This is a genomic window from Streptomyces sp. KMM 9044, from assembly GCF_024701375.2.
Lineage (GTDB): Bacteria > Actinomycetota > Actinomycetes > Streptomycetales > Streptomycetaceae > Streptomyces.
Genome location: NZ_CP113910.1, coordinates 325,096 through 346,313, shown reverse-complemented (window position 1 = coordinate 346,313; position 21,218 = coordinate 325,096). Strand labels below are relative to the sequence as shown.

16 protein-coding genes and 1 pseudogene are annotated in these 21,218 nt (G+C 72.4%); 10 read left to right on the top strand and 7 right to left on the bottom strand.

Features of this window, described 5'->3' with window-relative positions; genetic code table 11:
* Positions 1 to 95 precede the first annotated feature (95 nt).
* Together HUV60_RS01625 and HUV60_RS01620 are read right to left on the bottom strand one after the other, a co-directional pair.
* On the bottom strand, positions 96 to 1,616 hold the full coding sequence (locus HUV60_RS01625; RefSeq protein ID WP_257852742.1) for a catalase: 1,521 nt from the start codon (positions 1,614 to 1,616) through the stop codon (positions 96 to 98).
* Positions 1,617 to 2,268: 652 nt separating this feature from the next.
* Positions 2,269 to 2,907: a TetR/AcrR family transcriptional regulator gene (locus tag HUV60_RS01620; RefSeq protein WP_257852743.1), complete on the bottom strand. Its 639-nt coding sequence runs from the start codon at positions 2,905 to 2,907 to the stop codon at positions 2,269 to 2,271.
* Between the two features lie 274 nt (positions 2,908 to 3,181).
* Here HUV60_RS01620 and HUV60_RS01615 point away from each other — a divergent pair, with 274 nt between their 5' ends.
* From HUV60_RS01615 to HUV60_RS01600, 4 genes are read left to right on the top strand one after another with little or no spacing between them, the layout of a single operon-like run.
* On the top strand, positions 3,182 to 3,775 hold the full coding sequence (locus HUV60_RS01615; protein WP_257852745.1) for a (2Fe-2S)-binding protein: 594 nt from the start codon (positions 3,182 to 3,184) through the stop codon (positions 3,773 to 3,775).
* On the top strand, positions 3,772 to 4,764 hold the full coding sequence (locus tag HUV60_RS01610) for an FAD binding domain-containing protein (RefSeq protein WP_257852747.1): 993 nt from the start codon (positions 3,772 to 3,774) through the stop codon (positions 4,762 to 4,764). Before HUV60_RS01615 ends, HUV60_RS01610 begins: the two co-directional genes overlap by 4 nt.
* Positions 4,761 to 6,908, top strand: coding sequence for a xanthine dehydrogenase family protein molybdopterin-binding subunit (locus HUV60_RS01605; protein ID WP_257852748.1), 2,148 nt, complete (start codon positions 4,761 to 4,763; stop codon positions 6,906 to 6,908). The genes HUV60_RS01610 and HUV60_RS01605 overlap by 4 nt, the downstream gene beginning before the upstream one ends.
* Entirely contained in the window at positions 6,901 to 8,034 is a 1,134-nt protein-coding gene (locus tag HUV60_RS01600) for an XdhC family protein (RefSeq protein WP_257852749.1), read from the top strand. Before HUV60_RS01605 ends, HUV60_RS01600 begins: the two co-directional genes overlap by 8 nt.
* Before the next feature lie 154 nt (positions 8,035 to 8,188).
* Here the strand turns inward: HUV60_RS01600 and HUV60_RS01595 are convergent, their stop codons facing one another.
* Positions 8,189 to 8,749 carry an NADPH-dependent FMN reductase gene (locus tag HUV60_RS01595; protein WP_257852751.1) on the bottom strand — a complete coding sequence of 187 codons (561 nt, stop codon included), beginning with the start codon at positions 8,747 to 8,749 and terminating at the stop codon, positions 8,189 to 8,191.
* A gap of 186 nt (positions 8,750 to 8,935) precedes the next feature.
* Here HUV60_RS01595 and HUV60_RS01590 point away from each other — a divergent pair, with 186 nt between their 5' ends.
* The 3 genes from HUV60_RS01590 (at position 8,936) to HUV60_RS01580 (ending at position 12,536) form a co-directional block, all read left to right on the top strand.
* Entirely contained in the window at positions 8,936 to 9,601 is a 666-nt protein-coding gene (locus tag HUV60_RS01590; protein ID WP_257852753.1) for a TetR/AcrR family transcriptional regulator, read from the top strand.
* Positions 9,602 to 9,726: 125 nt separating this feature from the next.
* A complete protein-coding gene (locus HUV60_RS01585; protein WP_257852754.1) occupies positions 9,727 to 10,848 on the top strand; it encodes a LacI family DNA-binding transcriptional regulator in 1,122 nt (373 codons plus the stop codon).
* Positions 10,849 to 11,099: 251 nt separating this feature from the next.
* Positions 11,100 to 12,536, top strand: a complete 1,437-nt coding sequence (locus HUV60_RS01580) for a benzaldehyde dehydrogenase (protein WP_257852755.1) — start codon at positions 11,100 to 11,102, stop codon at positions 12,534 to 12,536.
* A 34-nt stretch (positions 12,537 to 12,570) separates the two neighbouring features.
* Here the strand turns inward: HUV60_RS01580 and trxA are convergent, their stop codons facing one another.
* Positions 12,571 to 12,963 (bottom strand): thioredoxin, encoded by a 393-nt coding sequence (trxA, locus tag HUV60_RS01575; protein WP_257852756.1) that lies wholly within the window; start codon positions 12,961 to 12,963, stop codon positions 12,571 to 12,573.
* A gap of 120 nt (positions 12,964 to 13,083) precedes the next feature.
* Between trxA and HUV60_RS01570 the strand changes: the two genes are divergently transcribed.
* Entirely contained in the window at positions 13,084 to 14,535 is a 1,452-nt protein-coding gene (locus HUV60_RS01570) for a dihydrolipoyl dehydrogenase family protein (RefSeq protein WP_257852757.1), read from the top strand.
* A 91-nt stretch (positions 14,536 to 14,626) separates the two neighbouring features.
* On the opposite strand, the gene HUV60_RS01565 is transcribed toward HUV60_RS01570, so the two are convergent.
* Positions 14,627 to 15,271 (bottom strand): peptide deformylase, encoded by a 645-nt coding sequence (locus HUV60_RS01565; RefSeq protein ID WP_257852758.1) that lies wholly within the window; start codon positions 15,269 to 15,271, stop codon positions 14,627 to 14,629.
* A 143-nt stretch (positions 15,272 to 15,414) separates the two neighbouring features.
* Between HUV60_RS01565 and HUV60_RS01560 the strand changes: the two genes are divergently transcribed.
* A complete protein-coding gene (locus HUV60_RS01560; RefSeq protein ID WP_257852759.1) occupies positions 15,415 to 16,881 on the top strand; it encodes a PepSY-associated TM helix domain-containing protein in 1,467 nt (488 codons plus the stop codon).
* Positions 16,882 to 17,118: 237 nt separating this feature from the next.
* Positions 17,119 to 18,128 (top strand): annotated as a pseudogene (locus tag HUV60_RS01555) (IS3 family transposase).
* Positions 18,129 to 18,156: 28 nt separating this feature from the next.
* On the opposite strand, the gene HUV60_RS01550 reads toward HUV60_RS01555, so the two are convergent.
* Positions 18,157 to 18,843, bottom strand: a complete 687-nt coding sequence (locus HUV60_RS01550; protein ID WP_257852760.1) for a DUF5825 family protein — start codon at positions 18,841 to 18,843, stop codon at positions 18,157 to 18,159.
* Positions 18,844 to 18,960: 117 nt separating this feature from the next.
* Positions 18,961 to 20,928: a RiPP maturation radical SAM C-methyltransferase gene (locus tag HUV60_RS01545; protein ID WP_257852764.1), complete on the bottom strand. Its 1,968-nt coding sequence runs from the start codon at positions 20,926 to 20,928 to the stop codon at positions 18,961 to 18,963.
* Between the last annotated feature and the right edge of the window lie 290 nt (positions 20,929 to 21,218).

Below are 21,218 nucleotides of genomic sequence, written 5' to 3'. Positions count from 1 at the left end.
GGTGAGGGGTGTGCGGGTGCGGGACATGCGCTGCGGGCGCATGCCCCGCACCGGGGCGGGACCCCAGGACGGCCCCTGGCCCTTCGCCGAAGGCGTCAGGCCTTGTCCTGCATGGAGCTCCGGGCCGGGTTGGCCTGTGCGGCGGCCTTGGGGTCCTTCTCGTCCGCCTTCGCGCGCACGCCCCGGGCAATGCGGTCGCCGATGGTCTTGTCGATGTTCGACCAGTACTCGAAGGCCCGCTGGAGGACGGGCTCGCTCACGCCGTTGAGGAGGTGGCCGACGACGTTGTCCACCAGCCGGTCGCGTGCGGCGTCGTCCATGACCTCGCGCACCAGGGTGCCGGGCTGCCCCCAGTCGTCGTCCTCGGCGTGGCTGACATAGGCGGTGCGGGTGATGGCCCCGTCGGTCTCCCAGCTGGGCGGGGTGCCGTAGTTCCCGGTATCGGCGGCGGGACCGCCCTTGGAGTTCGGCGCGTAGACCGGATCGGTCGTCTTCCGGTAGGCCATCGCGCCGTCCTTGGAGTAGGTGTGGACGTCGACGACCGGGGCGTTGACGGGGAGCTGCTGGTAGTTGGCGCCGATCCGGTGACGGTGGGCGTCGGCGTAGGAGAAGAGCCGTGCCAGCAGCATGCGGTCCGGGCTCGGGCCGATGCCCGGGACCAGGTTGTTGGGCTGGAAGGCGGCCTGTTCGATCTCGGCGTGGTTGTCGGTCGGGTTGCGGTCGAGTGTCATGCGGCCGACCGGGACGAGGGGGTAGTCGCCGTGCGGCCACACCTTGGTCAGGTCGAACGGGTTGAACCGGTAGTCCGCGGCTTCCTCGTACGGCATGACCTGCACGTACAGGGTCCAGCTCGGGTACTCGCCGTCACGGATGTGCTCGAAGAGGTCCCGCATGTGGTAGTCGGTGTCGGCGGACGCCATCTGGTCGGCCTCGTGCTGGGTGAAGCACTCGATGCCCTGGTCCGTCTTGAAGTGGTACTTCACCCAGAACCGCCGGCCGTCGGCGTTGATCCACATGTAGGTGTGGGAGGTGTAGCCGTTCATGTGGCGCCAGGTGCGCGGGATGCCGCGGTCCCCCATGAGCCAGGTGACCTGATGGGCGGATTCCGGTGAGAGGGTCCAGAAGTCCCACTGCATGTCGTGGTCGCGCAGGTTGTTGTCCGCCCGGCGCTTCTGCGACCGGATGAAGTGCTGGAACTTCATCGGATCCTTGACGAAGAACACCGGCGTGTTGTTGCCGACCATGTCGTAGTTGCCCTGGCTGGTGTAGAACTTCACCGCGAAGCCGCGCGGGTCGCGCCAGGTGTCCGGGCTGCCACGCTCGCCCGCGACGGTCGAGAAGCGGATGAGCAGATCGGTACGGGTGCCAGGCTGGAAGACGGCCGCCTTCGTGTAGGCGCTCACGTCGTGGGTCACCTCGAAATGACCGAAAGCGCCGCTTCCCTTCGCATGCGGCTGGCGTTCGGGGATCCGCTCCCGGTTGAACTGGGCCATCTGCTCGATCAGGTAGGCGTCCTGCAGCAGTACCGGACCGCCCGCGCCCGCGGTGAGCGAGTGCTCGTCACTCTCCGCCGGGGCACCGGAGTCCGTCGTGGTGGCAGGCGAGGTGTCTGTCATGGGTCTGCCTTTCGTCGTTCGGTGGTGACGTGCCGGGCTCCGCACGACACGGACCCGGGTCTCCTCGGCACTGTCCGGAGGCTGTGACACAGGAGCCCCGGTGCTTTCCCCCCGGGACCCGGAGACCCGGAGCACCTGCTCCGGACCGCCCGACCCCGGTAGGTCGCGTGCCCCGGAGCCGCTGAGTCAATCCGGTCCGGGGTCCGGCCCGGCGGAGTCCCGGGGCAACCCATGTATCCCGGTCGGGCGGGGGCAATCACGGTGGACCGCGGCCGGGTCTTGGGCGGCCGCCGTGCGGGCACGGCGTGGGGGAGCGGGGCCGAGGTCCTTCGTGGAGGCGCCCGCACCGTGCCCCGCGGAACCCGCGGGAGTGCCGTGGCCTGCCGTCCATCTCAGCCGCAGGCCGAAGAACCCGCAATGCGAGAGGGGCCGTGAGGGGAACGGGGCATCTCCCGCGGCGCAGCCGACTGCCTCCAGGACCTCCCGCAGGCCGCCGGGACGAGGGCGATGCCGACGAGGGCGGCGGTCAGGCCGGCGGGGCCGATACGCGAACCGGGCCGTACCCCCGGCCGGAGCACCCGCCACGCGCACAGCCTCCGGTCGTCACGTCGCGCAGAGGGCCTCCGGTCCCGCCGGCACCGGCTGTCCGCGCCTACCGCCGTCCGGGCGCCCCGGCGCGCAGCCCGTCCATGACGATGTCCAGCACCCGGGCGGCACTCGGCTGCCAGTCTGCGGCGGGATCAAGCTGCCAGAGGCCGCCGATCGCGAGCAGCATGTCGTCCACGGTCACTCCGGGCCGGATGGTTCCCGCCTCCTCGCAGGCGCGCAGCAGAAGGCCGGCCGCCTCGATCACGGGGCTGGGTCCCGGCTTCGCCGGGCCGCCCGGCGCGCCGGTGGCCTGCCTGATGGCATCGGCCAGCCCGGCCTTGGTCATCGCGAACCGGGCGAGCCGGTCCATCCACTCGCGCAGGGCATGGTCGGGCTCCCGGGTCTCCAGCAGCCGGGCAGCGCTGTCGGCGACCTGGCGCATCTCGTGGCGGTAGATCTCCAGGACGAGGTCCTCCCGGCTGGGGAAGTTCCGGTAGAGCGTCCCCTGACCGACGCCCGCCCTCTTGGCGATCACGCTCAGCGGGGTGTCGGCCGACCGGGTCAGCTCGACCAGGGCGACCTCCAGAATGCGCTCGCGGTTGCGCTGCGCGTCCGACCGCAGGGGCGCCTGCGCGCGCGGGGGTACGGGCTTGTCCCGAGGCTTGTCCTCGCCGCCCGGCGTCTGCCCCGTGTCCTGACCCATTCGTCCGTCCTCCTTCCGGGCATGGCCGAAACCCGTCCTTGCTAAGCGGACAGCTGTCCACTAAATTTCCGGTAACGGACAACCGTCCGCTTCGGCGCATCGTATCGGTGACCGCGGACGGTGCGGGAGAGCGGGCAGGCGTGACCGCGGACGGCCGGCGCCGGCGCTCCCGGTCCGTGTGCAGGATCCCCCTGCCGACCTTCTGACCGATTCCTTTCCGTCCGCCTCCCGAGGGCCCCGCAGGCCTGCACGGATCCGCGAAAGAAGGCTGTTCATGCCCCCCTCGACGTTCAGCAGCGTCACCCTGAACATCAACGGCGAGAAGCACGTGCTGTCCGTCGACCCCCGCACCACCCTGCTCGACGCCCTGCGTGAGCGCCTCGATCTGACCGGCACCAAGAAGGGCTGTGACCAGGGGCAGTGCGGCGCCTGCACGGTCCTGGTCGACGGCCGTCGGACCCTCTCCTGCCTGCAACTGGCCGTGGCGGCGGAGGACCGGGAGATCACCACCGTGGAAGGCCTCGCCGAGAGGGAGCGGCTGCACCCCGTGCAGCAGGCCTTCCTCGACCTGGACGGCCTCCAGTGCGGCTACTGCACACCCGGCCAGATCTGTTCCGCCGTCGCCGTCATCGAGGAGCACGCAGCGGGCTGGCCCAGCGCCGTCACCGACGACGTACGGCCCGAAGCGGGACCGCCGCCGCTGACCCCGCGGGAGATCCGCGAACGCATGAGCGGCAACCTGTGCCGCTGCGGCGCCTACGTCTCGATCGTCGAGGCCGTCGCCCGCGCCGCTGCCGAAAGCCCCGGGGGCGCCGGTGTCCCCGAAGACGTCACAACCGCCGGAGCCGCCGAGGAGGCTGCCGCATGAGGGAGTTCGACTACCGGCGCGCCGAGGACGTCCCCGGCGCGGTCGCCCTGCTCGACGCCGACCCCGACGCCCGCTACCTCGGTGGTGGCACCAACCTCGTCGACCTGATGAAGACCGGCGTCGAACGCCCCGCGCGGCTCGTCGACGTACGTCAACTACCCCTGGACCAAATCGAGTCGACCGATGACGGCGGGCTGAGCATCGGCGCCACCGTGACCAACAGCGACCTCGCCGCCCACCCCGAGGTCCGCCGGCGCTACCCGGCGCTGTCCCAGGCGGTGCTCGCCGGAGCCTCCGGACAACTGCGCAACATGGCCACCGTCGGCGGGAATCTGCTGCAGCGCACCCGCTGCGGCTACTTCGCCGACGTGACCAAGCCCTGCAACAAGCGTCTCCCCGGCAGCGGCTGCCCCGCCGTCGAGGGCGAGCACCACAACCACGCCGTCCTGGGCGCCTCCGAGCACTGCATCGCCGTCCATCCCTCCGACATGGGGGTGGCACTGACTGCGTTCGACGCCGTCGTTTCGTATCGGACCGCCGACGGAGCAGGCGAGGTGCCTCTCGCCGACTTCTACCTGCCCGTCGGCGACACACCGCATCGGGAGACCGCCCTGCCGCCGGGCGCGCTCATCACCGGCGTCACGCTGCCGCCCGTGCCGTCGGCCTCCCGCTCCCGCTACCGCAAGGTGCGCGAACGCGCCTCGTACGCCTTCGCGATCGGCTCCGTCGCCGCCGCCCTCGACGTCAGCGACGGTGTCGTGCGCGAGGCGCGGCTGGCCTTCGGCGCGGTCGCGTCCCGGCCGTGGCGGGCGTACGCGGCCGAACACGTGCTGAACGGGGCCCCGGCGTCCGCCGACCGCTTCGCCGCGGCCGCCGACGCCGAACTGGCCGGGGCCCGGACGCTGCCCGGCAACGCGTACAAGGTGACCCTCATGCGCAACCTCGCGGTGGCCGTCCTGTCCGAACTCGCCGAGGAGACCGCCCGATGACCGCCACCACAACCGACCGGGCCACCCTCACGGGCGCGGTGGGCACCGCACACACCCGCGTGGAGGGCCGTGACAAGGTGACCGGAGCCGCCCGCTACGCGGGCGAGATCCCCTTCACCGGCCTCGCCCACGGCTGGCTGGTGCTGTCCACCGTGGCCCGCGGCCGGATCGGCTCCGTCGAGACCGCCCCCGTGCTCGCGATGCCCGGTGTGCTCACCGTGCTGCACCACGGCAACGCCCCGCGCCTCCACCTCGACTACGTCGGTCTGCTGGGCGTCCCGCCGGACCCTACCGCCGCCGTCTTCCAGAACGACCGGATCCCGCACGCCGGCTGGCCCGTCGCGCTCGTCGTCGCCGAGACCTCCGAGCAGGCCCGCGAGGCCGCCGAGGCGCTCGTCGTGACGTACGAACAGGAGCCGCACGACATCGAGTTCCACGGGGAGCGCCCCGAGGCGTATCCGGTGGACGGCCACATGCCCGGGGTGACGGAGAAGGGCGACCTGGAAGCCGAACTCGCCGCGTCCGCCCATGTCGTGGACGTCGAGTACACCACCCCAGAAGAGCACCACAGCATGATGGAACCGCACGCGGCGACCGCCCTGTGGGACGGCGGGCGGCTCGAGGTCGTCGACTCCAACCAGGGCACCACCTGGGTCGCCGACGAACTCTCCCGGATGTTCTCCCTCGACCCGTCCGCCGTGCGGGTGCGCTCCGAGCACATCGGCGGCGGCTTCGGCAGCAAGGGCCTGCGCGCCCACCAGGTGTCCGCGGTGATGGCCACCACCGCGCTGCGACGCCCGGTCCGCGTGGTTCTGACCCGTCGTCAGATGTTCTCGCTCACCGGCTACCGCAGCCCCACCGCCCAGCGGATCAGGCTCGGCGCCGACGCCGACGGCCGGCTGCGCGCCCTGGAGCACCGCTCGCTCAGCCAGACGTCGACGGTCTGGGAGTTCGTCGAGCCCAGCGCCGGCGTGGCACGGGTGATGTACGACGCCCCCGCCCACCGCACCGCGAACGAGGCACTGCGGCTGAACGTGCCGTCACCGACCTGGATGCGGGCGCCGGGCGAGGCCCCGGGAGCCTTCGCGCTGGAGGCGGCGCTCGACGAACTCGCCGAGCGGTGCGGCGTCGACCCGATCGAGCTGCGCCTGCGCAACGAACCCGACCGGGGCCCGGTCTCCGGGATGCCGTTCAGCGGCCGCAACCTCGACGCCTGCTTCCGGGAGGGCGCCCGCCGCTTCGGCTGGGCCGACCGCGACCCGCGACCCGGCCTGCGCCGGGAGGGGAACCTGCTGATCGGCACCGGCACGGCCGCGGCCTCCTTCCCCGCGGGCGCCGGCCCCTCCACGGCCGCGGTGACGGCCGAGGCGGACGGCACCTTCACCGTGCGGATCGCGGCGGCCGACATCGGCACCGGGGCCCGTACCGCGCTCACCCTGATCGCCGCCGACGCGCTCCGGGTGGCGCCCGCGCGGATCCGGATGCGGATCGGTGACAGCGACTTCGGTCCCGCGATGATCGCCGGCGGTTCCACGGGAACCCGCTCCTGGGCCTGGGCGATCACCGTCGCCGCCGACGAACTGCGGGAACGCCTCGCGCCGGGGGCCGGCGTTCCCCCGGAGGGCATCCCGCCGGAGGGCGTCACCGTACGCTCCGACACCACCGCGGCCCTCGGCGCCCTGGCGCAGGTGGAACGGCACTCCTTCGGGGCGCAGTTCGCCGAGGTCGCCGTGGACGTCACCACCGGAGAGGTGCGGGTGCGCCGCCTGCTCGGAGTGTTCGCCGCCGGGCGGATCGTCAACCCCCTCACCGCGCGCGGCCAGCTCGTCGGCGGAATGATCTGGGGCATCTCCATGGCCCTGCACGAGGAAGGGATCCGTGACCGGGCTTCGGGCTCCCACTACGGCGGTGACCTCGCGGGCTACCACATCGCCAGTCACGCCGACGTACCGCTCGTCGAGGCGTACTGGGTGGACGACCCGGACCCCGACGACCCGGTCGGCATCAAGGGCATCGGCGAGATCGGCATCGTCGGGGTCGCGGCGGCCGTCGCCAACGCCGTCTGGCACGCGACCGGAGTGCGGCACCGGGCCCTGCCCATCCGGCCGGACCGGATCCTCACCGCGGGCGGGCCGCATGTTTGACATCGCCGGTGAGCTGCGTCAATGGCTCGTTGAGGGAAGGGAGTTCGCCGTCGCCACCGTCGTCTCCGTGAGCGGCAGCGCACCGCGCGGGCCCGGCGCGGCGCTCGCGGTCGACGGTGAGGGCGCGGTGATCGGCTCGGTCTCCGGCGGCTGTGTCGAGGGAGCGGTGTACGAGTTGTGCGCGGAGGCGCTCGCGGACGGCGTAACGCGGGTCCAGCGGTTCGGGTACAGCGACGAGGACGCCTTCGCGGTCGGTCTGACCTGCGGCGGGATCATCGACATCGTGGTCGCCCCGGTCGGCGCGCACGCCCCCGCCCGCGAGGTGCTCCGGTCGGCTCTGTCCGCGGTGGCCGAGGGCGAGCCCACGGCCCTCGCCCGGGTCGTCCGCGGCCCGGCCGGACTGCTCGGCGGCGCGATGCTCGTCCACCCCGACGGGTCGTACGAGGGCGGCCTCGCCGGACATCCGGAGCTGGACCGTACGGCGGCGGCCGAGGCACGGGCCCTGCTGGACGGCGGACGCACCGGCACCGTCGGCCTCTCGGCGGACGGATCGCACTGCCCCGGCGGGGCGACCCTGTTCGTGGAGTCGGCGCAGCCGCCGCCCCGCATGATCGTCTTCGGTGCGGTCGACTTCGCGGCGGCGCTGGTGCGGGCCGGCAAGTTCCTCGGCTACCGGGTGACCGTCTGCGACGCCCGGCCGGTGTTCGCCACCCGGGCACGTTTCCCGGAGGCGGACGAGCTCGTCGTCGACTGGCCGCACCGCTACCTGCGTACCGCCGTCACCGACGGGCGCACGGTGCTGTGCGTGCTCACCCACGACGCCAGGTTCGACGTGCCGCTGCTGGCGCTGGCGCTGGCGCTACCGGTGGCGTTCGTCGGGGCGATGGGGTCGCGCCGTACTCACGCGGACCGGGAACGGCGGCTGCGCGAGGCAGGTGTGGGCGAGCGGGAGCTGGCCCGGCTCAGGTCGCCGATCGGCCTCGATCTCGGAGCGCGCACGCCGGAGGAGACCGCCGTGTCCATCGCGGCGGAGATCGTCGCGGCCCGCCGGGGCGGCACGGGCGCGCCGCTGACCGGCACGCGGACACCGATCCACCGCGAGGAACGGGCGGCGGCGGGGGTCTGAGCGGGGGCGCCGGTCAGACCGCACGCCCGGAGGGGCCGAAGCCGTGGTCCCGCGGCGCGGCTTCGGCCCCTCCGGGCGACTTGGGCGCGGTCGCGCCAGGTCGCGCCAGGTCGCGCCAGGTCGCGCCAGGTCGCGCCAGGTCGTGCGGGTCCCGTCAGGCGGCGGTCGCCGCGGTGGCGTGGCTGTTCAGGCGGACGATGACCTCGGTGAGCCGGCCTGCCACCTCGGAGTCGTCGGCGGGGTGGATCCCGGCGAAACGGGTCATGGAGCCGGGAATGGAGAGCTTGATGTCCTCGATCACCTTCCCGCCCGCGATACCGAGGGCCTTGCGGGCCTCGTCCTGCGCCCAGACACCGCCGTACTGGCCGAAGGCGGTGCCGACCACGGCGACCGGCTTCTGGCCGAGGGCGGAGGCGCCGAACGGGCGGGACAGCCAGTCGATCGCGTTCTTCAGGACGGCCGGGATCGTGCCGTTGTACTCGGGAGTGAAGAACAGCAGGGCGTCGGCGCCCGCCACGGCCTCGCGCAGCCGGGCGGCGGCCGGGACGGTGTCCTCGACGTCGATGTCCTCGTTGTAGAACGGGATCTCCCCAAGTCCCTCGTGGAGCACGATCTCGGAGCCCTCGGGTGCGAACTTGACCGCGGCCTCCGCGAGCTGACGGTTGTGCGAACCGGAACGAAGGCTGCCTACGAGAGCGAGGATGCGAACAGACATACGAGACTCCTGGGGGTGTGAAGGTGTGGCACGGAGGGCGGCGGGCAGGGTGAATCATCCGGTGGAACGCAGGGCGAGGCCGCCGGCGAAACGTTGCCGCAATCATCCGGACCGGGGTCCGGTTAAGTTTCTAGCACTCCAAGCGGACCGCGGTCCAATTTCTTCCCGATGCTTTACGCTGGCCTCATGTCCGCTGTCCCGCCGCCCGCCCCGATGCCGCAGGAGCCAGTCCGGCCGCAGGAGTTGCTGCAACTCGGTGTCGAGCCCGACGAACCCTGTCTGCGAGCCGACGCCGCGCGCAACCGTGCCCGGCTCCTGGAGGCCGCCGCTCTGCTGGTCGCCGAGCGCGGCGCGGACGGTCTCACCATGGAGGCGGTGGCCGCGGCGGCGCAGGTGGGCAAGGGGACGGTCTTCCGTCGTTTCGGCGACCGCACCGGACTGCTGACGGCCCTGCTCGACCACTCCGAGAAGAAGTTCCAGGCAGCCTTCCTCAGCGGCCCCCCGCCGCTGGGCCCCGGCGCGCCGCCCGCCGAGCGGCTGCGGGCCTTCGGCGTCGCCATGCTGCGCCGCACGGCCGACGAGCTGGATCTTCAGCTCGCCGCCCAGCCCTGCGCCGACCGCCGCTTCACCAACCCGCCCTATCGTGTGCTGCACCGGCACGTGACGCTGCTGCTGCGCGCGGCGGTCCCGGACGCGGACTGCGGCCTCCTCGCCCACACCCTGATGACCCAGCTCGACCCCGCGCTGGTGCACCACCTGACCCGGCAGTGCGGGATGCCGCTGCCGCGGCTCGAAACCGCGTGGATGGACGTCGTCGACCGTCTGACTGCGCCCGCCGCGGCCGCCCGCTGACCCGGGGGCGGCCATCCGCGTCCGCCCGGCCGCCGGACCGGCAAGACCGTCCTGAACTGCGGCGGACGCGGTGCGTCACGCACTCAACTCCCCCGGGCGAACGGCCCGTTCACGCTTCTGCAAGGATGCGTTACGTCATGGTGCAGATACCGAACCCGCCCGCGCCCGCATCCACCGCACCGACGTGCTCCGTGCCCGCAGGTGCCGTGCCCGCGCAACCCGTGCCCGCACGTTCCGTGCCCGCCCGCCCCCTGCCGGGCGCGGTGCCCACGAGCGCCGATGTGGCCCGCCTGGCGGGCGTGTCGCGCGCGACCGTCTCCTACGTCCTGAACAAGGCCGACGCCGTCCGGATCAGCGAGCCCACCCGCCGCCGTGTCCGCGAGGCCGCCAGAGAACTCGGGTACGTGCCGCACGCGGCGGCCCGCAGCTTACGCGCCGGGCACAGCCGCATGGTGCTGATGCCCGCCCCGGCCTTCCCGGTCGGCCCGGTCTACAGCCAGTTCATCAACGACCTCCAGGTGGCGCTCGGCCGCCTCGACTACACCGTGGTGCAGTACGGCACCGTCGGCGTGCACGACGACGAGGCCGCCCGTGCCTGGGCCGAGCTGCGTCCCGTGGCCGTGCTGGTCCCCGGTTCGGGACTCGGCCCCCGGGGCGTCGCCGTCCTCAAACGCTCCGGCGCGCGGGCCGTGGTCACCCTCGGACCGGAAACCGTCGAGGGCGCGCACGCCCTGCTCATGGACCACGACGTCGTCGGCCACAGCGCCGGAGCCCACCTGTTCGACCGGGGCCGGCGCCGCATCGGCGTCGTCGTCCCGCGCGAGCCCGGCCTGGAGGCGTTCTCCGCGCCCCGGCTCGCGGGAGTGCGGGCGGCCCTGCGCGGCACCGGCGCCACGGTCACCGCACTGCCCCTCGCCCACGACGAGGGCGCCGCCGCACGGCTCGCCGCCCGCTGGCGCGAGCTCGGCCTCGACGCGGTGTTCACGTACAACGACGAGTACGCGATGCTGCTGATGCGGGCTCTGCAGGACGCCGGCGTCCGCGTCCCCGAGGAAACGGCCGTGGTCGGTGCCGACAACCTCATGCTGGGCCGGCTGCTGCGTCCCCGGCTGACCACCGTCCACCTCGACGTGCCGTCCGGCACCGAGCTCGCCGAACTCGTCGACCGCGCGGTGCGCGATCCGGCCGCCGCCCCCGAGGCGCACAAGGTGCTGGGCGCGTCGGTGATCCAGCGCGATTCCGGCTGACACGGGCCGACGAGGGATGACGCGGGCGGCCCGGGGCCGGTGGGCATGCGGAGCGCGATCACCTCGTCGCATGATGGGGGGAGCCGGACCGTCCCGGCGGACGGGAAGCCGTCGGCCGGGACGGACGCCGGACGTCCTGCGCCTCGGATGCGGCGTGACTAGGGTGTTGTGCGCTCAACCATGTGGTGCGCACAAGGACAGCCGGGCTCGTGCTCGCGCGGGGCCCCGGCGGCTGATCGGAGAGCCGTCATATGCCGTTGCTCGACCCCACGACCTGGCAGTCCCGCCCCCTCTCGGGACCCGGCCGCACCGTCAGCGAACCCGCCACCGGCGAACAGCTGGCCACCGTCACCCTCGCCACCGACGATGACGTCGGGGCCGCAGCCGAAGCGGGCCACGCCGCACAGGCCGAGTGGGCCGGGACCCCGCACTTCGTCCGTGCCGCGGTGCTCCGCAAGGCCGGCGACCTGTTCGCCGCGCACGCCGACGAGCTGCGGGAATGGCTGGTCCGCGAGTCCGGCAGCATCCCCGGCAAGGCGGACTTCGAACTGCATGTCGCCGCCCAGGAGTGCTACGAGGCCGCGGCCCTGGCCTCCCGCCCGGTCGGCCAGGTGCTGCCCACCGATGGGTCCCGGCTGTCGTACACACGGCGGGTGCCGGTCGGTGTCGTGGGAGTCATCGCCCCGTTCAACGCGCCGCTGATCCTGTCCATCCGCTCCGTCGCACCAGCCCTCGCGCTCGGCAACGCGGTCGTCCTGAAGCCGGACCCGCGCACCGCGGTCTGCGGCGGACTCGCGCTCGTCGCGGTGTTCGCCGAGGCAGGACTGCCCGAAGGGCTGCTGCACGTCCTGCCGGGCGGTGCCGAGACCGGCCGGGCACTGGTCGCCGACCCGCACATCCCCGTCATCTCGTTCACCGGCTCCACCGGGGCGGGCCGGCATGTCGGGGAGGCCGCAGGCCGTCACCTCAAGCGGGCCCACCTGGAACTGGGCGGAAACTCCGCGGTGGTCGTGCTCGAGGACGCCGACATCGAGGCGGTGATCTCCGCAGCCGCCTGGGGATCGTTCTTCCACCAGGGCCAGATCTGCATGACGACCGGACGCCACCTGGTGCACGCCTCGCTCTACGACGAGTACGTGGAACGGCTGGCCGCCAAGGCGAACTCGCTCGCCGTCGGCGACCCGCACCGCGACCAGGTCCACCTCGGCCCGCTCATCGACCAGGGACAGCTCGAGAAGGTGCACGCCCTCGTCGAGTCCAGCACGGCCGACGGAGCGAAACTCGTTGCGGGCGGTACCCACGACCGGCTCTTCTACCGGCCCACCGTCCTCGCGGACACCCACGACGACACCCCCGCCTACGCGGAGGAGGTCTTCGGGCCCGTCGCACCCGTACGGTCCTTCGGCGGTGTCGACGAGGCCGCCGCCCTGGCCGCCGCGAGCCCCTACGGGCTCTCGCTGGGCATCGTCACCCGGGACGCGGCCCGCGGCCTGGAACTGGCGGAGCGCATTCCGACGGGGATCGTGCACATCAACGACCAGACCGTGAACGACGAGGCCGTAGCCCCGTTCGGCGGCGTCGCCGCCTCCGGCACCGGTTCCCGCTTCGGAGGCGACGCCAACATCGAGGCGTTCACCGACGTGCGCTGGACCACCGTGCGCGGGGACGTCGCCCAGTACCCGTTCTAGTTGCGGAGCCGGGGGCGGTCACCCGCCCCCGGTTCTAGGCGTCCGTCTTACCGTCGCCCTGCGCGGCCTGCTGCTCGGCGATGGACTTGCGGACCTCGTCCATGTCCAGCTTCCGGGCCTGCCCGATGACGTCAGTCAGCGCGGCCTCGGGCAGCGCGCCCGGCTGCGCGAACACGGCGACCTGGTCACGGACGATCATCAGCGTCGGAATCGACTGGATGTCGAAGGCCGCGGCCAGCTCCGGCTGCGCCTCCGTGTCCACCTTGCCGAACACCAGGTCCGGGTTCTCCTCCGCCGCCTTGTCGTACACCGGCGCGAACTGACGGCACGGTCCGCACCAGGACGCCCAGAAGTCGATCAGAACGAACTCGTTCTCCGTGACCAACTGGTCGAAGTTCTCCTTGGTGAGCTCCACGGTGCTGCTCATCGCTCATGTCCCTCTTCCTGATGTCGGGGCGGGCGGTCGGTACAACCACGGCCGTCGGGTCACGTATTCCGCGCCCCTACCCATGTGGCCACCACGCACACCACCCACCAGACTGGCGTCATGACACAGACACAACCGGAATCGCCGGAATCGGGGACTTTCCACTACGACGTCGTCGTGCTCGGTGCCGGGCCCGTGGGGGAGAACGTCGCCGACCGCACACGCGCGGCAGGGCTGACCACCGCGATCGTGGAGAGCGAACTCGTGGGCGGCGAGTGCTCCTACTGGGCGTGCATGCCCAGCAAGGCCCTGCTGCGCCCCGTCCTCGCGCGGGCCGACGCCCGCCGCCTTCCCGGTCTGAGCGCGTCGGCGCAGGGGGCGCTCGACGCGGGCGCGGTCCTGACCCGCCGCAACGAGTACACCTCCCAGTGGAAGGACGACGGCCAGGTCCAGTGGCTGGAGTCCGTCGGCGTCGACCTCCACCGCGGCGTCGGGCGGCTCAGCGGCCCGCGCACGGTGACCGTCACCGCCGCCGACGGAACACGGCGCGTCCTCACCGCCCGGAACGCCGTCGCCGTCTGCACCGGCAGCCGCGCGCTGCTGCCCGGCATGCCCGGACTCGACGAGGTTGCGCCCTGGACCAGCAGGGAGGCCACCAGCGCCCAGACCGTGCCCGGCCGGCTGGTCGTGGTCGGTGGCGGTGTCGTCGCCACCGAGATGGCCACGGCGTGGCAGGGGCTCGGCTCCCGGGTCACCCTCCTGGTACGCGGCAAGGGCCTGCTGCCCCGCATGGAGCCCTTCGCCGGGGAACTGGTCGCCGAGGCGCTCACCGAGGCCGGCGTGGACCTCCGTACCGGCACCTCCGCCACCTCGGTGACCAGGAAGAACGGTGTCGTCGCGGTCGTCACCGACACGGGGGAGCGGATCGAGGCCGACCAGATCCTCTTCGCCACCGGCCGTGCCCCGCGCACCGACGACATCGGTCTGGAGACCGTCGGCCTGGAACCCGGCTCCTGGCTCGCCGTGGACGACAGCCTCCAAGTGACCGGCCGGGACTGGCTCTACGCGGTCGGTGACGTCAACAAGCGCGCCCTGCTCACCCATCAGGGCAAGTACCAGGCCCGTATCGCGGGCGCCGCCATCGCCGCCAGGGCAGCAGGAGAGCCGGTGGCCGACCGGGCGTGGGCCGCGCACGCCGCCACCGCCGACCACGACGCCGTCCCCCAGGTCGTCTTCACCGACCCGGAGGCGGCCTCGGTGGGCCTCTCCCTTGCCGAGGCGCAGGAAGCGGGGCACCGCGTCCGTGCCGTCGACGTAGACCTGGCCTCGGTCGCGGGCGCAGGCCTGTACGGCGAGGGCTACAAGGGCCGCGCCCGCATGGTCGTCGACCTCGGGAGCGAGACACTGCGCGGCGTCACCTTCGTCGGCCCCGGCGTGGGCGAACTCATCCACTCGGCCACCGTCGCGGTCGCCGCCCAGGTACCGGTCGCCCGTCTGTGGCACGCGGTCCCCTCGTACCCGACGATCAGCGAGGTGTGGCTCCGGCTGCTGGAGGCGTACCGGGACGCCTGAGGGGGCGGAACGGGAGGTGGGGGGTGGAGGGCTCCTGCGCCCCGCCCGGGCCCGGTCCAGGGACCCGCCCTCCCCCCGAACCCGAACCTGCTCACGGCAGTTCGAAACCCAGTGCCCGCGCGGCCTCTTCCGGTGTGGGCTGCGCCCAGTGCTCCGTCATTGCCTGATGGGACGACAGCGAGCGCGGCTCTGCCCGGTCGAGGCAGAGCGTGCCGTCGAGGTGGTCGCTCTCGTGCTGCACGATCCGGGCGGGCCAGCCGCCGAACACCTCGTCCACCGCCCGTCCGTGTTCGTCCTGTCCGGTCAGCCTCACCTCGGCGTGCCGCGCCACCACCGCCTGGTACCCGGGCACGCTCAGGCACCCCTCGAAGAACGATGCCCGTTTGCTGCCGACCGGCGTGCAGACCGGATTGACCAGCACCCGGAACGGCTGCGGCACCCGAGCGCGCGCCACCGCCACCTCCGTGGGGACAAGCGCCGGATCCTCGATCACCGCGATCCGCAGCCCCACCCCGACCTGCGGCGCGGCCAGCCCGACCCCCGGCGCGGCGTGCATGGTGACCCGCAGCGCCTCCACGAACCGGGCCAGCAGCGTGGAGTCCAACTGGCCGTCGAAGGGGTCGGACACCCGCCGCAGCACCGGGTCCCCGGCCGTGACGATGGGCAACGGCCCGTCACCGGAGATGAGTTGCTCGACCCGCTCGGTCAGGGGCACGCGATCGTTCGGAGTTCCCATCGCGTCAGGATGCCATGGGCCGGACGGACGGCCGCCGCCCTGAGTGGCACAGGCCACACGTTCCTCCGGGAACTCGGCGCCCTGTCGCTCCGACCACTGGAGCAGCATCACGGCCGCCAAGTTCCCTCGAAAGAAGCTCACCGATGACAACCGTCCCCTCTACCACCACGGACGAGGCCCCCCGGCCCTCCGCCCCCGCACGGCAGAGATCCGGCTGGAGCACCCTGCGCCCCCTGGTTCTGCGCCTGCACTTCTACGCGGGCGTGGTGGTGGCCCCGTTCCTGCTCGTCGCGGCCCTCACCGGCCTGCTGTACGCCGCGTCCTTCCAGGCCGAGAAGATCGTCTACGACCACGAGCTGACCGTCCCCGTCGGTGACCGCGAACTGCCGATCTCCGAACAGGTCGCCGCCGCCCGCAAGGCCCACCCCGAGGGCGCGGTGTCCGCGATACGCCCCTCGCCCGAGGCGGACTCGACGACCAGGGTGATGCTGTCCGGAGTGGCGGGCGTGGACCCGAACCACACCCTTGCCGTGTTCGTCGACCCGTACACCGGGGAGGTGCGCGGCGCGCTCGAGCAGTACGGTTCCAGCGGCGCGCTGCCGCTGCGCACCTGGATCGACGAGTTCCACCGCGACCTGCACCTCGGCGAAACGGGCCGCCTCTACAGCGAGTTCGCGGCCAGCTGGCTGTGGGTGATCGCCGGCGGCGGCCTGGTGCTGTGGTTCTCCCGCCGCCGCGCCCTGCGCAGGGTCCGCGGCACCAGCGGCCGACGGCGCACGCTGGGTCTGCACGGCGGCATCGGCGCCTGGGCCGCAGTGGGCTTCCTCTTCCTCTCCGCGACCGGGCTGACCTGGTCCACGTACACCGGCGCCAACATCGCCGACCTGCGCACCTCGCTCGGCCAGGAGACGCCCGCGGTGTCGGCCGCGGCGGGCGGCGAACACGCGGAGCACGACACGGCCGGGGGCACGGGGGGCGACGCGGCGCACGGGGCCGGCCTCGACCAGGTCCTTGCGGCGGCACGGGCCGAGCGGCTCGACAACCCGGTGGAGATCGTCCCGCCCGCCGACGCGGACTCCGCGTACGTCGTCAAGCAGATCCAGCGCAGCTGGCCGGAGAAGCAGGACGCCGTCGCCGTCGACCCGGCCACCGGACAGGTCACCGACGTCGTACGGTGGGCCGACTTCCCGGTGCTCGCCAAGCTCAGCCGCTGGGGCATCGACCTGCACACCGGCAGCCTCTTCGGTCTGCCCAACCAGATCGTGCTGATGCTGCTCGCGGCCTCTCTGGTCCTGCTGATCCTGTGGGGCTACCGCATGTGGTGGCAGCGCGGCCGGGGCTCGGTCTTCGGCCGGCCGATCCCGCGCGGCGCCTGGCAGCAGGTCCCGCCGCACATCCTCGTCCCGCTCCTGGCACTGGTCGCCGTAGTCGGCTACTTCGTTCCGCTGCTCGGCATCCCGCTGGCCGCCTTCCTCGCCGTCGACATCGTCCTCGGGGAGATCGCACACCGGCGGGGCCGGAGGAAGGTAGGGGCCGGGGGAGCCGAGGGAGTGGAGGCGGCCGGGGGAGCCGAGCACGGTGAACCGGCCGGGGCGGCGCGGACGCCGTAGCCGGAGCGCACGTCCGGACGAACCGCACGCGCGCCGGTGCCCGGCCTCCCTCCGGGAGGAACCGGGCACCGGCGCGCGTGACATCACTGCACAAGGCCGGGCCGGTCGCGGGCCCGCTGCCTACGCGGGGGCGTACCGGGCTTGAGGTGCCCCGGCGGTGTGGGCACTCCGGCGATGGATCTTGTTGATCCGAGGAAGGGTGCCCTGCGGAAGGGTGCCCTGCGGAAGGGTGCCCTGGTGGGACGTCAGTCTCCGTGTCGGGAGGAGTTCGGGAACGATGTGGTGGTGTTGTACCGCGCTGCGGGCGGGAAACGCAGGTACGCGGCGGTCGCGGCGGATGCCGGGGGGGGGACCTCGCGGAGCCGGGTGCGCCAGGGCCGGGTTCCTCGGGTCTCTTGCCCCGGCCACTGCCGGTGGGCCGCCGGTACGAAAGCCCGAACGGAGCGGCAGGTCGCTGCCGGCGCCCCGGTCGCGGAGATCCGCGGAGTCCACACCACGCACAGGGGAACGTACGGAGTCAGGCGCGTCCATGCCGAACCGCGGGGCGCCGGGCACACAGTCAATCGCAAGCGTGTCGAGCGGTCGATGCGTCTGCACCGGATCGAGGGCCGCCGCCTGCGCCGGCGCAGGCGCGCCACCGTCCCGGACCGCCTCGCACCGCCCGTCCCGGACCTCGTCCAACGCGACTTCTTCGCCGAGCAACTGAACGAGAAGTGGTGCGGCGGTATCACATGCGTGCAGGTCGGTGGCTCGTGGCTGTATCTCGCCTGCGTCCTGGACATCTGCTCACGCCGATGCTCGGCTGCTCCATGGCCTCCCACGTGCGGGCCGGACCGGTCACCGGCGCCCTGAGGACGGCCCCGGCCACGCGGGGCGGCAGCGTGGCCGGGGTGATCTTCCACACGGACCGGGGTTCGCAGGACACGTCGGGCGCGTTCGCGCAGGTCTGTGACGGTGTCGGGATCCGCAGGAGCCTGGGCAGAGTCGGCTCGAGTGGTGACAACGCCCTCGCCGAATCGTTCTGGCAGGGGCTCAAGAGGGAGACGGTGCACAAGAAGCTGTTCTCGGCGATGTGCCAGGCAAGGCTGGAGATCTTCCAGTGGCTCACCTACCACCACGCCCGAAGGCACCACCACGCCCGAAGGCACCACCACGCCCGAAGGCACCACAACGCCCTCCACTCCCCTTCACCTGCCGAGTTCGAACAGCAGCATCAGAGAGAACGCGGAGTCACACGCGCAGCATGAGCCCCGTGTCCCCACTCCGGGGGACGCCTCAGATCGTCATCGCCTCCTGTATCCAGCGGTTGACGCGGTACGGCAGCCACCACTCCACCCCGCCGACCGCGAGCACGAGTCGCTCCTCGCGGAGGTCGGCGAGCGCCTCCGACGACACCGCCGACGCGGGAGCGCCGTACGCCAGACGTTCGATCGCTTCCTGGTAGTGCGGTTCGTCCACCGTGAACCGGCGGAGATCCCCCCAGCGGCGGTCGCGGATCTGGACGAAGCCCGGCCCCTGCCGCCAGAGGCACTTGCCTAGGTAGTGGCCGTTGCGCCAGGTCCGCAGCGCCTCGTCCGCCCTCGCCGGGTCCACCCCCTCGATCCGCTGCGGCGGCTGGAGGTGGCTCAGGAGGCGGCTGATGTCCTCGGCGGCCGTCGGCCCCCCGTCCGGATCCGGTCGCAGGTCCCACTCGACGAGTACCGCGCGGGCTGTCAGGTCCCTGACCAGACTGAGGGTTCGTACGGCACGGGCCGCCGTGTCCGGCGTTCCCGTGTCCCCGAGATCCACGACGCCGGACAGCCGGACGCGGCGCGCGCCCCGTTCCCACAGCCGGTCGCACTCCTCGGCGACGGGACCGGTCAGCGCGATGTCGCCGAGGAACATCCCCGGCAGCGCGCAGGCGACGGGGTCGTAGTCACGCCAGACGGCGGCGGACGGGGTGAGGGTGGAGCTGGGACTCATCGGACTGGCCTCCAGGTACGCCTGAACGGTCGGACGGCGGTGGGACGACGCCCGGGCGAGGGCCGGACAACGCCCGGGCGAGGGCTGAGGAAAGAGGGAGGGAGGAGAAAAGGCGGGTCAGACTCCGGTCATGTGCGGTTCGGCCGCCACGGGCGCCGCCACGGGCGCCGCCACGGGCGCCGCCACGGGCGACTCCACCCGCGCCGCGTGCCGGTGCCGCATGAAGTCCAGCCGCAGCAGGTCCTCGTTCACCGCCGAGGGTGCGATATGCACGTACTGCCCGTTGTCGGTGAAGACCAGCCCGAGCCCCACCCAGCGGTCGAGCAGCTCCTGCACCTCGTCCTCCTGGAGTGCCCCGCCCGGCACCCGGCCCGCGGCCTTGCGGGTGAGAGCCGACGGCGTGTGCGGCTGGTCCAGCAGCCGGAACGCGGCGATCTCGTACGGGTCGGTCAGCTCCATGGCCCGCCACTCGAAGGTCCGGCGCTTGCTGACCAGGACGATGCGGTCGCCCAGATCGGCCTGTGTGAGGCGCGCGTCGGCGTGGTGCTTGCGCCAGGCGGCGAGCGCGGCGTTGAGCGCGGTGACGGTGGGTTTGCCGATGCCCCGCTCCGGCGCCTCGAAGACATAGGCGAGGCCGTAGAGCTCCTCCTCCGGCAGGTCGTAGGTGAATCGGTAGTGCGCCTCCGGGCGCAAGCCGGAGAAGCCCAGCTCGGGCCGGTTGAAGTAAGGGCTGAACCGTTCGATGGCGATGCGGGCCGAGAGGTCGACCGGTGGGTTGAGGTGTTCCAGCGCCGGTATCTGTGCGATGACCGGGTCGTAGTCCTCCGCGCTCTCTCCCGGGAAGCCGTGCAGATAGTTCCAGGACACCGACAGGCCGGTCTCGGCGCCGTCACGGAGCATGCGTACGTTCTGGCAGCCGCTGACGCCCTTGTCCATCAGGTCCAGTACGCGGCTGTTCAGGCTCTCGATGCCCGGCTGCACGTAGATCAGGCCCGCGTCGGAGAGCGTACGGAGCTGGGCGCGGCGCATGTTGGCCTTGATCTCGATGTGCAGCCGCAGGTCGTAGCCGCTCTCGATGATCCGGGGCAGGACGGTGGAGAGGTAGCCCATGTCGAGGATGTTGTCGACCACGTACATGTCCAGCACACGGTGGCGGCGGGCGAGATCCATGATCTCGTCGTAGAAGGTGTCCGGGCTCTTGCTGCGGAACTGCATGAAGGAACCGTTGAGTCCGCAGAACGTGCAGTGGTGCTTCTCGCCCCACCAGCAGCCTCTGGCGCCCTCGACGACGAGCTTGGGCTCGACCCAGTTGCGGGCCACGGAGGCGCCGAGGCGTTCGAAGTAGCCGCTGTAGTCGGGCGGCAGGATGGCGGCGGGCGGCAGCGGGCTGGTGGCCATCGCGTTGGCGGTGCTCACCCCGTCCGGACCGCGGTGGCACAGCCCGGCTGCGGTGGAGAGGTCCGGGTGTTCTTCACCGAGTGCGGACAGGAGCCGCGGAAACGCGGCTTCGCCCTCGCCCCGGATCACGTAGTCCACGAACGGGAAGTTGCGGTGGACCGTCTCGCCCTGCTCGCCGTCGCAGTTGGCGCCGCCGATGACGGTCACGATGTGCGGCGCGAGCTGCTTGACCTGGCGGGCGGCCGCGAGCGCGGCGGTGTTCTGCTGGAAGGTGGAGGTGAAGCCCACGACGTCGGGTGCCTCGTCGACGATCCGCCGGGCGATATCCGCCACGAACTCCGGTACCAGCCGATGCAGTTCGCGGGTCATCCGCATCCGGGACGCGCCGAGCTTCCCCTTCATCGCGGCGGCGAACTCGTCGTCCCGCCAGCCGGGGTCGTCGTAGAGCGCGGAGGAGAAGACCCAGTCGCCGCAGCCCATGAAGTAGGAGGCCAGTGCGTAGTACTCGTAGTCCTCGGCGGTGAACTCCATGCGCCGGGTGATCCAGTCGGTGAATTCGAGGTTGGCGTGCAGGACTTCGGCACTGCCGTCCGGCACGTGCTCGTCCACACTCCGCTTGAGGATTCCCAGGGCCAGCGACGGAAGGTCGATGGGCGACCAGGGCATGTTGACCAGCAGTACGCGCATGTCAGCTCCACGTGGGACGGCCGGAGGACGGGGAACGGAGGAAGACGGCGGAAAAGGGAGGCGCGAGGCGGGGCTTTTCGGGCAACCGGCCGCGGCCGTGGCGGGACGCACCCGACCCCGTTGGGACGGACACCCCCGTTGCGGCAGACGCCCCTGTGGTGACGGGCCGACCGGCCGGCCCGGCATCGGTGGCCGCCGGGCCGGCCGGCGAGGATCAGTCCTCTTCCGCGTCTTCCGCGTTGCGGAACGGGATGGTGACCGTGACGCCGACGCTCGGCTTCCGGTTCTCC